Origin of the sequence: Nocardia sp. NPDC051052, from assembly GCF_044456045.1 — a bacterium.
Taxonomy (GTDB): domain Bacteria; phylum Actinomycetota; class Actinomycetes; order Mycobacteriales; family Mycobacteriaceae; genus Nocardia.
On record NZ_JBITFL010000001.1, the window covers coordinates 123,162 to 137,081 of the forward strand.

Genomic DNA, 13,920 nt, shown 5'->3' on the forward strand with positions numbered 1-13,920 from the left:
GGCCGGCGGCCGGGGGCACCCGGCTCCCCCCCGACCTAGGACGCGAACCCGCCGTTCGGCGCCCCCCCCGGCGCGGGGTGGGCCCGTATCTGTCCCGGGGCACACACGGCGCGGAACATCCCGTCCTCCGGTTGGCCGGTCCGGACCGACTCGTTCGTCTTGTCGATGATCAGGTTGCGGTCGAGGGCGTCCCGTAGGTCGCCGAACTGGTATTCCACCTCGTTCGGATCGTTCCTGATCTGGTTGTAATAGATCAGCAGTGCCATCTTCTGGTCCCCCGGTCGCGAGCTTGCTTCACTGACTACCGACGCGGCAAGCCACCGATCGGTTCCATCGAGTCGAAAGTTCCCGCACCCACCGACCCGCACCACCCACCCGCCCGGCGTGCGAGAGGGCGATTTGGGTATAGACAATTAGACTGGTCGAGCAGACGGACCGGGATTCGCATGGTGTTGTGCGATGCGGGGTTCGCCCGTTGCGGCGGACCCGAGGACGAAGCGAGGAGGTGGGGCCGATGTCGAGCACCGAGGACAGGCGCTTCGACGTCCTGCGCGCGATCGTCGCGGACTACGTCGCGACCAAGGAGCCGATCGGGTCGAAGAGCCTGGTCGAGCGGCACAATCTGGGTGTTTCCAGCGCGACTGTGCGCAATGACATGGCGGTGCTGGAGGCGGAGGGTTACATCACGCAGCCGCACACCAGTTCCGGGCGCATCCCCACCGACAAGGGCTACCGGCAGTTCGTGGACCGGATCGCCGAGGTGAAGCCGCTGTCGGGGGCGGAGCGGCGGGCGATCATGGAATTCCTGGAGTCCGGCGTCGATCTCGATGACGTGTTGCGTCGCGGCGTCCGGCTGCTGGCTCAGCTGACCAGACAGGTCGCGGTCGTGCAGTACCCGTCGGTGTCCGCGTCGACAGTGCGGCACATCGAGGTGGTCGCGCTGAATCCCGCGCGACTGCTGCTCGTGGTGATCACCGACACCGGACGCGTCGACCAGCGGCTGGTGGAACTCGGCGCGCTGATCGATGACGACGATCTGGCCGCCCTGCGCGGCATGCTCGGCGGTGCGATGGACGGCAAGCGGCTGGCACACGCCTCGGCGGCGGTCGCGGAGCTACCCGAGCGGGCGCCGCTGCGCCTGCGCGATGTGCTGGTCCGGGTGTCGACCGTGTTGGTCGAGACCCTGGTCGAGCACCCGGAGGAACGCCTGGTCCTCGGCGGCACTGCCAACCTGACCCGTAACGCGGCCGATTTCGGCTTCCCCGGTTCGCTGCGTGACGTGCTGGAGGCGCTGGAGGAGCAGGTGATCGTGCTCAAGCTGCTGGCCGCCGCGCAACAGCCGGGCACGGTGACCGTGCGCATCGGCGAGGAGACGCAGGTCGAGCAGATGCGCGGCACCTCGGTGGTGTCGACCGGTTATGGCACCTCCAGCGCGATCCTCGGCGGCATGGGTGTGCTCGGTCCCACTCGAATGGACTATCCGGGAACCATCGCCTCGGTCGCGGCCGTTGCCCGGTATATCGGCGAGGTGCTCGCCGAACGCTGACGGCGCCGATGCCGCTGATACCCTCGTACTTCCGGCCGGATAAAGTTGAGTGCATCCGACTAATGCTGGCCATCAGCATGCGGTTGGAGCGGTGAAGCACCGTCGGCACTGTCGAGAACGACCAAGGACTAGAGAACTCAAGTGGCACGGGACTACTACGGACTGCTCGGCGTCGCGAAGAACGCGACCGACCAGGAGATCAAGCGCGCCTATCGCAAGTTGGCGCGGGAACTCCATCCCGACATCAACCCGGATGAGACGGCACAGGCCAAGTTCAAGGAAGTGTCGGCCGCCTACGAGGTGCTGTCGGACCCGGAGAAGCGGCGCATCGTCGACCTCGGCGGCGACCCGCTGGAGTCCGGCGGTGGCGGCGGCGGTTTCTCGGGCGCAGGCTTCGGCGGGCTCGGCGACGTGTTCGAGGCGTTCTTCGGCGGCATGAGCAACTCGGGTGGCGCGCGCAAGCCCCGCGGCCGGGTGCAGCCCGGCGCGGACTCGCTGCTGCGGACCCGGCTCAGCCTGGCCGAATGCGCGGTCGGCGTCACCAAGCACCTGACGGTGGACACCGCGATCCTGTGCGACGTGTGTACCGGCGCCGGCACCAACGGCAAGTCCAAGCCGGTGCGCTGCGAAACCTGTGGCGGCGCAGGCGAAGTGCAATCCGTGCAGCGGTCCTTCCTCGGTCAGGTACTGACCTCGCGTCCCTGCCCGACCTGCCGCGGCGCCGGTGAGACCATTCCCGATCCGTGCCACAAGTGTGGTGGCGACGGCCGGGTGCGCGCGCGTCGCGAGATCGCCGCGCCGATCCCGGCCGGTGTCGCGAACGGTATGCGGGTGCGGCTCGCCGCGCAGGGTGAGGTCGGCCCCGGTGGCGGGCACGCCGGTGATTTGTACGTCGAGATCGTCGAGCAGCCGCACGACGTGTTCGTCCGCGACGGCGACGACCTGCACTGCACCATCCGCGTCCCGATGGTCGACGCCACGCTGGGCACCACCGTGGTGATCGACACCATCCTGGACGGCCCCACCGAACTGACCATCGCGCCGGGCACCCAGCCGGGCGAGGTCTCGGTGCTGCGCGGCCACGGCATGCCCCGGCTGCGATCCGGCGCGCGCGGCGACCTGCTCGCGCACCTGGACATCGTGATTCCGGCCAAGTTGGACGGCAAGCAGACCGAGCTGCTGCGCAAGTACAAGGGCATGCGCCCGAGCGAGCGCGCCGAGGTCATGTCCACCCAGTCCGAGCACAACAGTGGCCTGTTCGCCAGGCTGCGGGCCTCGTTCAGCGGGCGCTGATTGGCCGCGACGGTCTTCTACCTGGACGAGGTGCCCGAACCGGGTGCCATCGCCGTGCTCGACGGCCCGGAGGGCAGGCACGCCGCAACGGTGCGCCGCATCCGGGTGGGCGAGCCGATCACCCTGTCGGACGGGCGCGGTGTGCTCGCCGAGTCGGAAGTCGTTGCGGCGCAACGTGACCGGTTGGACCTGCGGGTGCTCGATCGCGCTGTCGCGCAACCTGTTTCGCCCCGCGTGACGGTCGTCCAAGCGTTGCCGAAGTCGGACCGCTCGGAGCTGGCCGTCGAGTTGATGACCGAGGCCGGCGCCGACGCGATCATCCCGTGGCAGGCCGCCCGCTGCATCGCCAACTGGGAAGGCAAGGCGGGCAAGGCCGTCGACAAGTGGCGCGCCGCCGCCCGCTCGGCCGCCCGCCAATCCCGCCGCCCCTACATCCCCGAGGTGGCGGACCTGCACCGCACGCGTGACCTGCTCGAGCTGATCCGAAAAGCCAAGGCGGACGGTGCGATCGTCGCGGCCTTACACGAATCCGGCACCGGACGCTTCACCGAGCTTCCCTTCGCGGGCGTGCCCGAAGTCGTGTTGATCGTCGGCCCAGAGGGCGGCCTCGACGGTTCGGAGCTGGCCTCGTTGTCCGAGGCGGGCGCCGATATCGTCCTGCTCGGCCCCACCGTGCTCCGCACCTCGACGGCGGCCGCTGTCGCTCTCGGTGCGCTCGGTGCCCTGACTCTCCGCTGGTAGTACCAACGCAACCCGCACCTGACGGCGGCAGCGAGGTGCACGGCGTCTGGGATAACACCGCCAAGAATCTCTCAGCGAAGTTCGGCGTGCTGATGATGCGTGTGGTGGGCCGCAGGTTCTTCACGACGTATTACCAGCGGGTCTTCGACGGCCTCGCCGCCGGGTGATCCGGCCGTCCGGGTGTGAAATGCCAAGGCCGACACGAGGATCGAGGCCACCACTAGCAGCGCCGCGACGCAGACAACAAGTTTCGCCCAGCCGTGCGTTGTGTAGGCGATCCCCGCCGCGGCGCCGACAACGCCGCTGCCCACATAGAACGAGAACAGATACAACGACGAAGCGGCACCACGATTGCCCGACGCCATCACCCCGACCCATGCGCTGGCCACCGTGTGGGCACCGAAAAACCCTGCGGTGCACAGGGACATACCGAGGATGAGCGTCACCAGGTTGTCGGGGATGGTCAGCGCCAAGCCGGCGCCCATCAGCACCACCGTGCCCGCGAGCACGCGATGACGGCCGACGCGATCGGCAAGCCGCCCGGCGACCGTCGCGACCGCGGTGCCCGCGAGATAGAGCAGAAACACTAAACCCGCTACCGCGTCAGGCAATTCGAACGGCGGCTGGGTGAGCCGGTAGCCGAGGAAGTTGTAGAGCGAGACGAAGGTACCCACCAGCACCAGCGCAAGCCCGAACAACGCGAGCAGCCCACGGTTGCGCAGCTGAACGGCGAGATCACCTAGTACAGTGCGGATTCCAGCAGGCCGGGCGACGAAACCACGCGACGGCGGCAGGCAGCGGACGAACCAGACGGTACACACCGCCGCCGCCACCGAGATGGTCGCCTCCGCCCAGCGCCAGGAGCCGAGCCCGAGGGTGAACGCCGGAATCACCCGTCCGGCCAACCCGCCCATGCTGGTGCCCGCGATGTAGACACCCATCGCGGCCCCTAGCGCCGCGGTGCCGACCTCCTCCGCGAGATAGGCCATCGCCACGGCAGGCACCCCGGCCAGCGTGAGTCCTTGCAACGCTCGCCCCGTCAGCAGCACCTCCAACGACGGACTGAACGGCAGCAGTAGCCCGATCGCCGCCGAACTGATCGCGGACACCGTCATCACTCGCGTGCGACCGAACCGCGAGGACAGCGCGCTCACCGGAATGATCGCCAGCGCGAGCATCCCGGTAGTCAGCGAAACCGCAAGCGCCGCATGAGCGGGGGTCGCGCCGAACGCTTCGGACAGGCTCGGCAGCAACGCTTGCGCGCTATACATGGTCGCGAAAGTGGCCAATCCCGCCGCGAACAGCGCCGTGGTGATCCGGCGTTCGTGCGACGTGCGGCCCCCGGCGGCCGGCCGGGTCTTCGTCGAGGTCATGGCTTTCAGGATCGCCCGCCACTCCTTCCGAAGGGAAATGAATAATAATGGTGAAGTTCATGCACTGAGCGCATATGGGGAGGACAGTCCGGGCCGCACCGAGCTGCCCTGTGGCGGGAGTCACCAGGAGGAGATGAATACCGTGCTGAGCGAAGACCTCGAATGGTTCACCACACTCGCCCAACTGGAACGGGTCGGCGCGGCCGCCGAACGCCTGCACATCGCCCAGCCGACGCTGTCCCGGATGCTCGGCAGGCTGGAACGCAGGCTCGGCGTCGAGCTGTTCGACCGTCGCGGTAAACGCATCATCCTCAACGAGTTCGGCCGCATCTATTACGAGCACGCCCGGCGCGCGCACGCCGAACTCGACACCGCGGCCAAGTCCATCGCCGATCTGAACAGTCCCGCCAACGGTGTTGTGCGCCTGTCTTTTCTGCATTCCTTCGGCGGCTGGCTGGTCCCGCAACTGGTCGGTGAATTCCGCCGCGGTTCGGCCAGAATCACTTTCGCGCTGCGTCAGGGGCCCGCCGAAATGGTGGCCACCGATGTGCTCGACGGGACATCGGATCTCGGTATCGTCTCGCCGCGCCCGACCGCGTCGGGCATCGGCTGGCGCGGCCTGCTGCGGCAGCGGCTCGCGCTGGCCGTGCCCGCCGATCACCGGCTGGCCGGCCGCAGGCAGGTGCGCCTCGACGAGGTCGCCGACGAGGACTTCATCGCCATGCATCCCGGCTTCGGCATGCGCCGCATCGTCGACGAACTGTGTGCCGCCGCCGACCTGCGCCCGCGGATCGCCTTCGAGGCCAGCGACCTGATCACCGTCGCGGGCCTGGTCGCCGCGGGTCTCGGCGTCGGAGTGCTGCCCGAGGAGGACATCGGCCCGGCGAGCTCGCCGCGGGTGGCCGGGGTGAAGGCCGACGTGCGGCTGGCCGGGCCGGTGCTGATTCCGCTCGCGGACGCGGGCGCGACCCGGGAGGTCGGACTGGTGTGGTCGGCCTCGACGTCGGCTTCGGGGGCGGCGCGACGCTTTCGTGATTTCACCGAGGATTGGGCGCAGCGACGCCGGGGAATCCCCTGATCATCCGGCCCCCGTTAGCGGCTTATTCACTGGGCGGTGTCGGTGGGGCGCGTTAAACTTTCATCAACACAGCAGCACGTCGAGACCGGAAAGCAGGCTATAGCCACTTTTGAGAACACAAGGCGAGATCGGCGACCCGACCACCTCCGCGGCAGGGACTAGCGCTGACGACAACACCTCGGGTCCCGCAGCACGCACCGTGCGTTCCAGCATCGAACTCGCGCCCGAATCCGTGTTCCCGTTTCTCGGTTCGGCCGACCAGAACCTGCGCGAACTCGAAGAGTTGCTCGACGCGGATATTCACGTCCGTGGCAATTCCGTCACCCTCACCGGCAAGGCGGCCGACGTTGCCCTCGCCGAGCGAGTGATCGAACAGCTCGTCGCGCTCACCGGCCGGAACCGAGTGGTGACCCCGGAAGCGGTGCGGCACACCGTTTCGATGCTCACGGAGGGTTCCTCCGAGTCCCCGGCCGAGGTGCTCAGCCTGGACATCCTGTCCCGGCGCGGCAAGACTGTCCGGCCCAAGACGCTGAACCAGAAGCGCTACGTCGACGCGATCGACGCCAACACCATCGTGTTCGGCATCGGCCCCGCAGGCACCGGCAAGACGTATCTGGCGATGGCCAAGGCCGTGCAGGCCCTGCAGACCAAGCAGGTCACCCGGATCATCCTCACCCGCCCCGCGGTGGAGGCCGGCGAGCGGCTCGGCTTCCTGCCCGGCACGCTCAACGAGAAGATCGACCCGTACCTGCGCCCGCTCTACGACGCATTGCACGACATGATGGATCCGGAAGCCATTCCGAAGTTGATGGCGGCCGGGGTCATCGAGGTCGCACCGCTGGCGTATATGCGCGGTCGGACGTTGAACGACTCGTTCATCGTGCTCGACGAGGCACAGAACACCACGGCCGAGCAGATGAAGATGTTCCTCACCCGGCTCGGGTTCGGTTCGAAGATCGTGGTGACCGGTGACGTCAGCCAGGTCGATCTGCCGACCGGCGCGCGCTCGGGTCTGCGGGCCGCGAGCGAGATCCTCACCGACATCGACGACATCCACTTCTCGTACCTGACCAGCAGCGACGTGGTCCGGCACCGGCTGGTCGCCGACATCGTCGACGCCTACGACCGGGCCGAGTCGGAGCGCACGCCGCAGGTCGGCCCGCACTATCCGGGCAATCGGGCGCAGCGCCGGGCCGCGAGCCGAGGCGATCGACACTGAGTTGCGCGCGATGTCGGTCATTCGGTCGACACCCAACGGCGTTGGGTGTCGACCTGCGGCATTAGGCTGACCGGGTGAGTATCGAGATCGCCAACGAGTCGGGTATCGACGTGCCCGAAGAAGATCTGGTCAGTGTCGCGCGCTTCGTGATCACCCGGATGGATGTGCACCCCGCCGCGGAGCTGTCGATGGTGCTTGTCGATCTCGACACCATGGCGGACCTGCACATGCGCTGGATGGACCTACCCGGCCCGACCGACGTCATGTCCTTCCCGATGGACGAACTCGAGCCGGGCGGGCGCCCGGACAGCCCCGAGCCGGGCCCGTCCATGCTCGGCGACATCGTGCTGTGCCCCGAGTTCGCCGCGGGCCAGGCCCGCAAGGCGGGCCACTCGCTCGACCACGAGCTCGCGCTGCTCACCGTGCACGGCGTGCTCCACCTGCTCGGCTACGACCATGCCGAGCCGGAGGAGGAGAAGGAAATGTTCGCGCTGCAGGCCACGCTGCTCGAGGAGTGGTACGAGAGCCTGCGCGAAGCACAGCGGCGGGCCGAGCTCGCCGCCCGAGACGCCAGGTTGCTGGGGAAGGCGGGCTTCACCACACCGGGTGACGCATTAGGACCCGCGTGAATTCGCTGACCCTGATACTGCTTGCCGTCCTGCTCGTCCCCGCGGGGGGATTGTTCGCGGGCATCGATTCGGCGTTGAACACGATCTCGCAGGCCCGCGTCGACGATCTGGTGCGGGCCGACCGGCCCGGCGCGGTGCGGCTGAGCAAGATCGTCGGAGACCGCGCCCGCTACGTGAATCTCATGGTGCTGCTGCGCATTCTGTGCGAAATCGGCGCCACCGTGCTGCTGGCCGCGGCGCTGATCTCGGTCTGGGAAGACGACTGGGCGCTGCTGGTCACCGCCGTCGTCATGGTGCTGGTGTCCTATGTGGTGATCGGCGTCGGCCCGCGTACTTTGGGCCGCCAGCATGCCTATTCGATCGCGTTGGCCGCGGCGCTGCCGTTGCAGTTCATCGGCGCGCTGCTCGGCCCGCTGTCCAGACTGCTCATCCTGCTCGGTAATGCGATCACGCCCGGTAAGGGTTTCCGCAACGGCCCGTTCGCCTCCGAGATCGAGTTGCGCGAGGTGGTCGAGATGGCCAGCGAGCGCGGCGTGGTGGCCGACGAAGAACGCCGAATGATCCAGTCCGTCTTCGAACTCGGCGACACCGCCGCCCGCGCGGTGATGGTGCCGCGCACCGAGATGGTCTGGATCGAAGCGGATAAGACTGCGGCACAGGCGATGTCGCTCGCCGTGCGGTCAGGGCATTCGCGCATTCCGGTGGTCGGCGAGAACGTCGACGACATTCTCGGCGTGGTCTATCTGAAAGACCTTGTGCCCTATGCGGAACGGGGCCGCAAGGTGCTGGTGCGCGAGGTGATGCGCCCGGCCGTGTTCATGCCCGACTCCAAACCCCTCGACAGTCTGCTCGACGAGATGCAGCGCAGGCGCAACCACATGGCGCTGCTCGTCGACGAGTACGGCGGCATCGCCGGGCTGGTCACCATCGAGGACGTGCTCGAGGAGATCGTCGGCGAGATCGCCGACGAATATGACACCGACGAGACCCCACCCATCGAAGACCTCGGCGACGGCCGCTACCGGGTCTCGGCCCGGCTTCCGGTGGAAGACCTCGGCGACCTCTACGGGCTCGACATCGAGGAAGAGGATGTCGACACGGTCGGCGGGCTGATGGCGCACGAGCTCGGCCGGGTGCCGCTGCCCGGGTCGAAGGTCGTGGTACACGGGCTGATGCTGCGTGGCGAGGGCGGCGCGGACACTCGTGGGCGGGTGCGGGTGCACACCGTGGTGGTGCGTGCGGTGACGGACAAGGCGAAGGACACCGACGGCGAGAAGCCGAACGGCAAGCGCAAAGGCAATGGCGCGGATCGGGAGACCCCGGCCGGTCGACACGAGGACGGAGACACCGAATGACCGAATTGGATCCCGAGGACAACAAACTGCTGGTGCTGGCCCGCGGCGCGATGGGCCGCGCGGGCGGGGCCAGCGGTGCGGCGGTGCGCGACACCGACGGCCGCACCTATGCCGCGGGCGAGGTGGGCCTGGCGGCGCTGCGGCTGACCGCGCTGCAAGCGTCGGTCGCGGCCGCGATCTCCAGCGGCGCAGAGGGATTCGAGGCGGCCGTGGTGGTCGGCGGACGGTTGTCGGACTTCGGGGTTGCCGCGGTGCGTGAGGTATCGCCCGCGGCCAGGATCATCTTCACCGACCGGGACGGCGCGGTATTCGAGATCGTCGACGACTCGCAGCTTGCCGTCGACGCGGAGCAGGCCAGCGAGGTGCGCGGTGGCTGACCGCGAATTCCGTTCCGGTTTCGTCTGTTTCGTCGGCAGGCCGAACACCGGCAAGTCGACGCTGACCAACGCCCTTGTCGGCCAGAAGATCGCGATCACCTCCTCGCGCCCGCAGACCACCAGGCACACCATTCGCGGCATCGTGCACCGCGACCACACCCAGCTCATCCTCGTCGACACCCCCGGCCTGCACCGCCCACGCACCCTGCTCGGACAGCGGCTGAACGACCTTGTGCGCGATACGTATTCGGAAGTCGACGTGATCACGCTGTGCATCCCCGCCGACGAGAAGATCGGGCCTGGCGACAAGTGGATCGTGCAGCAGATCAAGCAGATGGCGCCCAAAACCACCTTGCTCGGGGTGGTCACCAAGATCGACAAGGTGAGCCGTGACCAGATCGGCGAGCAACTGCTCGCCCTCTCGAACCTGCTCGGACCCGACTGTGACGTGGTGCCGGTGTCTGCGGTCAAGGGCGAGCAGATCGAGGTGCTCATCGATGTCATCGCCTCGAAAATGCCTGAGGGACCGGCGTTTTATCCCGACGGTGAGCTGACCGACGAGCCCGAGGAAACCCTCATGGCCGAGCTCATTCGCGAGGCGGCACTCGAAGGTGTCCGTGACGAACTCCCGCACTCGCTGGCCGTGGTGATCGAGGAGATCCTGCCGTACGAGCAGAACGAGGAAATGCTCGACGTGCACGCCATCCTCTACGTCGAACGCCCCAGCCAGAAGTCCATCATCATCGGCAAGGGCGGCGCCCGCCTCAAAGAGGTAGGCACCAACGCCCGCCACCAAATAGAACATATCCTAGGCACCCGCATCTACCTCAACCTGCACGTCAAGGTCGCCAAGGACTGGCAACGAGACCCAAAACAACTGGGCAAACTGGGGTTCTAGGGCCCCAATGGTCCGTCGTCAGCAGTCCACTCTGCTGGAGCCCGATGGAAAACAATGCGGTCCTTCGAGGCTATCGCCCCGACCGTCGGAGTTCCGAAATCTACTGCGACAACCAGTAGCCGTGGCACCTCGGGCTGGGGGATGGACCCCACGTTGACCGGTCCGTGTTCTGGCCCAGTGCATTCGACCATCGTGATCGTCTCCAACGCTCGTAATTGGGCGAGTGGGGAGAGGTCGTCGGGGAGTTCGACCAAACTCAGATCGAGTGATCGGAGCCCGGGTACCACCGCGATCAGCTTTGGAAAGGCCGCAGTGAGATCACAGCCGGTAAGCGTCAGGTGCTCCAGTAGTGGTGCGCACTGCATTGACGCGAGCGCAAATCCCGCCATCGTGCCGGCGAGGCGAAGGTCGTTCAACTCGCGATCGACCACAGGTTCCAGATCGTATTCTGCACGAACCTCGCCGATACCGACTGCGTCCAGACTTGGCAGGAGTGGGATGGACGAAAGGGGTGGAGGCGAGGTCCATCCTATGAAATCAAGGGCGTACAGACCGGTGAGAGCTATCAATGCTTCAGGATTGCGGAGGACGGCTCGGTCGTCGTTCGCGACGAAGATCACGGTCTGCAGGGAGTCAGGATTGCGGAGATCGGCAAGAGAACTGAGGTCGTTGATTCCGATCAGCTGCTTCAGATACAGGTGGGGCAACGGCCCGAGTTGGTCGAATGGAACATCGCCGAGGTTGGTCGGGTAATCGATGGACATAGAGCGCACATTGGCGAGCCGAATCGCCGCTTTCCATTGGCTGGGATACGACAGTTGGAGATTCAGGCCAGGTTCGGATGGAACGTTGGACAACACCTGATCGGCATACTCGAACGGATCGAAATATCCCCAGGCGCTGTTCAACTCACGCTGGACTGCCGGCCGACTATCCAGGGCATACACACGCAGCAATCGCAACGAGGCAGATCCACCGACAAGCGCGGCAGTCAGCACTGTGGCCGCTGCTTGCTTGGGGCGCAATTCGTCGAGATTCTTTGGCAGGTGCCGCAGCATCGACTCTCCGACAGCGGCCAGCGAAGGGGCCTCGTCGTGATGACGGGGCGGGACCAGCGTGTCGATGGTGCTGTCCAGCCGTTGGCCGAGTTCGTCCGTAACGGACTCGATCGTCTCGAGACACGAGACCGCGAGCAGGCGCAGGCGCCGTCGCTCTGCCTTGTCACTGTTGCTCGATAGATCGAGGATTCCTGTTATCAGCTCGTGGCGTTGGCTGCTATTGGCATGGCCTGCCGCCATGATAATCGTGTCTCGCCACTCATCCAGGTGCGCGCGCCCTACGAGGTTTCCCATCCGGTCCTGCGCGACAGCCTCGGCCGCGGCGAGATACTCCTGAAAGGTGCGGTGCACGAAGTCGATTCGGCCATTCGAAGGGGACCTGAGCAGCCCCGATCGATTGAGCAGATAGTTCATCAAGGGTTGTGGCTCGACATCGAGGTGGCGCATCGATGCGACCTTGACAGTCGTGTAATCAGCGGCTTTCTGAAGGTCGAGCTCAGTGAGATTGTTGTCCGACAGACGCCATGCCAAGTCACGAAGCAGGGCGACCTTGTCGGTCAGGCTGAGTGAAACTTCTTGTGCGGCCGGTATATGCCGCTCTGCATCGCGCCTTTGTACCAGCATTTCGACAGCGATCTGATACAACTCCATGCGATTACGTGGCAGCTGCCGGTTACGGCTCAGGTGCAACGCGCACAGCATCGCCGCAAGGAGTGGGTTGGCGGCCAGTGCAAGGAGATGGCGTCGATCCTGCACGCTCGCGATCAAGGCGCGCTCGTAGTCGGGGAGCTCCGCCGATGCGCATGGCAGACTCTGTCGGCTTGCTCCGACGGCTTGGTGCCATTGACAGATGAAGACTGTCAAGTCCGCCGGGGTCATTCGTTCGAGCTCGACCGGGGCGAAAATCGCTTCGTCGAGCCAATCCTGGCGTGCGGCGGCTGGTCGTGAGGTCACGACCATACGGGTCTCGGGGTAGGCGTGCAGCAGGCGGGTGATCCACTCATGGACCTTCTGTCGGTCCGCGAGGACGAGTTCGTCGACCCCGTCGATCAACAGCAGCACCCGGCCGTCCGCGAGTTGCCGGTCGATCCACGCTGCGGGCATGTGGCTGGTCAACGGGCCTGCCGCGTCGTCGAGTAACTCATGCAGCTTGGGCAGCTCGCGCGCGGCGTAACTGCGCAATCTGAGTACGACCGGGATGAGACCGTTCCAGGCGGCCAATTCGCCAGTGAATGATGCGCGCGCCGCCATGACCGCCAACCAGCGCAGCAGGGTTGTCTTGCCTGAGCCCGCCTCGCCGCGGAGCAGGATTCGTGACTTGCGGCTCAACGCGCCTTCGATCCGCTCGCCGCCGAATCCCTGCTGATCTGCCTGCCACGGTTCGGCTGCCGTCTCCGGCCTGGGCGGTCTGCCCGACGGGAGGTCACGGGGGACCCGCGCCCAGCGCCCTTTGCTGCTTGGAGTCACTCGCAGACTGACGTAAGCGACCGAAAGTTGTGTTCGTAGTGGCCGTTCCACAGAAAAACTGAACAACTCGACCTCATCGAGGGTCCGGCTGACCAGTTCGAGATATTCGCGACGGAAGGCACCGTCTTGGTCACTGCCTTCCGGCGCGTAGAGCGATCGCTTGGGCAGGCGTTCGAGCGCTCTGTCGACATTTTTGCCCAATTCATCTACGCGACTGAGGAGTTCGGCTACAGCTCGCTCGGTGAACACTGGCAGATGGCGCACGATTTGGACATAGCAATCACAACATTCCGCGATCAACTGTTCGTAGAGCGCCGTTCCCGCGGTGCTGAGCCCGATCGGCGGTGTCACGCCTTCGCGTATCTGTCGTGCCAGCTGCGCTGAGTCGGCATTCGACGCGAAGATCGCGGCATCGGACAGATCGGCATGCTCAAAGGTGTCCACCACCGCGTCGACGACAGCGGTGTGCTCGCTCTCATCCATCCCGCGAAACTCATGCGCGAGCATGGGTTCGAGTCGTGCGGCCACCGCATCCGAGATCTGTTCGAACTGCCGTTTGACGCTGCGCCCTGGGCGAAGGCCGGGGATGTAGCGCCGGATCAGCTCATCCATATCGGAGCGCCGGTCTTGATCCCCCTGTTGTTTCGCCAGCAGCAGGTGGGCGGCACGACCGACGAGCGCAGTGCCGAGCCTTATCGCAACGAGTTCCGCGCTCATGTTCCCCTGTCGCAAGGTTTGGCACCGTCAAATCGCACCTCGTGGCCCTCGATAATGCCACCGCCCTCGGACACATCGAGCGGACTGCCGAGAATCGATCGCTGACCGGCCCAGTCCGATCGCCTGACTCGACGTACGTTGCGCGTTCTTGACTCAGGTCGTAAGCGTG

The 13,920-nt window shown here is 66.2% G+C and carries 12 protein-coding genes; 9 read left to right on the forward strand and 3 right to left on the reverse strand.

What is annotated here, in order from left to right:
- Positions 1–35 precede the first annotated feature (35 nt).
- Positions 36–266 (reverse strand): hypothetical protein, encoded by a 231-nt coding sequence (locus tag ACIBCN_RS00580; protein WP_396989328.1) that lies wholly within the window; start codon positions 264–266, stop codon positions 36–38.
- Between the two features lie 248 nt (positions 267–514).
- Between ACIBCN_RS00580 and hrcA the strand changes: the two genes are divergently transcribed.
- The 3 genes from hrcA (at position 515) to ACIBCN_RS00595 (ending at position 3,580) form a co-directional block, all read left to right on the forward strand.
- Positions 515–1,546, forward strand: coding sequence for a heat-inducible transcriptional repressor HrcA (gene hrcA / locus ACIBCN_RS00585; RefSeq protein ID WP_396989329.1), 1,032 nt, complete (start codon positions 515–517; stop codon positions 1,544–1,546).
- Positions 1,547–1,687: 141 nt separating this feature from the next.
- Complete coding sequence (gene dnaJ / locus ACIBCN_RS00590; protein WP_150402998.1) at positions 1,688–2,839, forward strand: molecular chaperone DnaJ; 1,152 nt, start codon at positions 1,688–1,690, stop codon at positions 2,837–2,839.
- Entirely contained in the window at positions 2,840–3,580 is a 741-nt protein-coding gene (locus ACIBCN_RS00595; protein ID WP_396989330.1) for a 16S rRNA (uracil(1498)-N(3))-methyltransferase, read from the forward strand.
- 71 nt (positions 3,581–3,651) lie between these two features.
- On the opposite strand, the gene ACIBCN_RS00600 is transcribed toward ACIBCN_RS00595, so the two are convergent.
- Positions 3,652–4,953, reverse strand: coding sequence for an MFS transporter (locus ACIBCN_RS00600; protein ID WP_396989331.1), 1,302 nt, complete (start codon positions 4,951–4,953; stop codon positions 3,652–3,654).
- A 142-nt stretch (positions 4,954–5,095) separates the two neighbouring features.
- On the opposite strand from ACIBCN_RS00600, the gene ACIBCN_RS00605 reads away from it, so the two are divergent.
- The 6 genes from ACIBCN_RS00605 (at position 5,096) to era (ending at position 10,509) form a co-directional block, all read left to right on the forward strand.
- Entirely contained in the window at positions 5,096–6,031 is a 936-nt protein-coding gene (locus tag ACIBCN_RS00605; protein WP_396990148.1) for a LysR family transcriptional regulator, read from the forward strand.
- Between the two features lie 127 nt (positions 6,032–6,158).
- A complete protein-coding gene (locus tag ACIBCN_RS00610; protein ID WP_396990149.1) occupies positions 6,159–7,250 on the forward strand; it encodes a PhoH family protein in 1,092 nt (363 codons plus the stop codon).
- Positions 7,251–7,324: 74 nt separating this feature from the next.
- Complete coding sequence (ybeY, locus tag ACIBCN_RS00615) at positions 7,325–7,879, forward strand: rRNA maturation RNase YbeY (protein ID WP_040732959.1); 555 nt, start codon at positions 7,325–7,327, stop codon at positions 7,877–7,879.
- The gene (locus ACIBCN_RS00620) at positions 7,876–9,234 is read left to right on the forward strand and encodes a hemolysin family protein (protein ID WP_396989332.1); all 1,359 of its coding nucleotides are present in this window, start codon (positions 7,876–7,878) and stop codon (positions 9,232–9,234) included. Before ybeY ends, ACIBCN_RS00620 begins: the two co-directional genes overlap by 4 nt.
- Complete coding sequence (locus ACIBCN_RS00625; protein WP_396989333.1) at positions 9,231–9,611, forward strand: cytidine deaminase; 381 nt, start codon at positions 9,231–9,233, stop codon at positions 9,609–9,611. Before ACIBCN_RS00620 ends, ACIBCN_RS00625 begins: the two co-directional genes overlap by 4 nt.
- A complete protein-coding gene (gene era / locus ACIBCN_RS00630) occupies positions 9,604–10,509 on the forward strand; it encodes a GTPase Era (RefSeq protein WP_379282572.1) in 906 nt (301 codons plus the stop codon). Before ACIBCN_RS00625 ends, era begins: the two co-directional genes overlap by 8 nt.
- Here the strand turns inward: era and ACIBCN_RS00635 are convergent.
- Positions 10,506–13,751, reverse strand: a complete 3,246-nt coding sequence (locus ACIBCN_RS00635) for an NACHT domain-containing protein (protein WP_396989334.1) — start codon at positions 13,749–13,751, stop codon at positions 10,506–10,508. The genes era and ACIBCN_RS00635 overlap by 4 nt on opposite strands.
- Positions 13,752–13,920 lie beyond the last annotated feature (169 nt).

Bases quoted from the DNA above. Each gene is read 5' to 3' on its own strand.
- ACIBCN_RS00580 (WP_396989328.1), bottom strand. From the start codon at position 266: ATGGCACTGCTGATCTATTACAACCAGATCAGGAACGATCCGAACGAG.
- hrcA (WP_396989329.1), top strand. From the start codon at position 515: ATGTCGAGCACCGAGGACAGGCGCTTCGACGTCCTGCGCGCGATCGTC.
- ACIBCN_RS00600 (WP_396989331.1), bottom strand. From the start codon at position 4,953: ATGACCTCGACGAAGACCCGGCCGGCCGCCGGGGGCCGCACGTCGCAC.
- ACIBCN_RS00625 (WP_396989333.1), top strand. From the start codon at position 9,231: ATGACCGAATTGGATCCCGAGGACAACAAACTGCTGGTGCTGGCCCGC.
- ACIBCN_RS00635 (WP_396989334.1), bottom strand. From the start codon at position 13,751: ATGAGCGCGGAACTCGTTGCGATAAGGCTCGGCACTGCGCTCGTCGGT.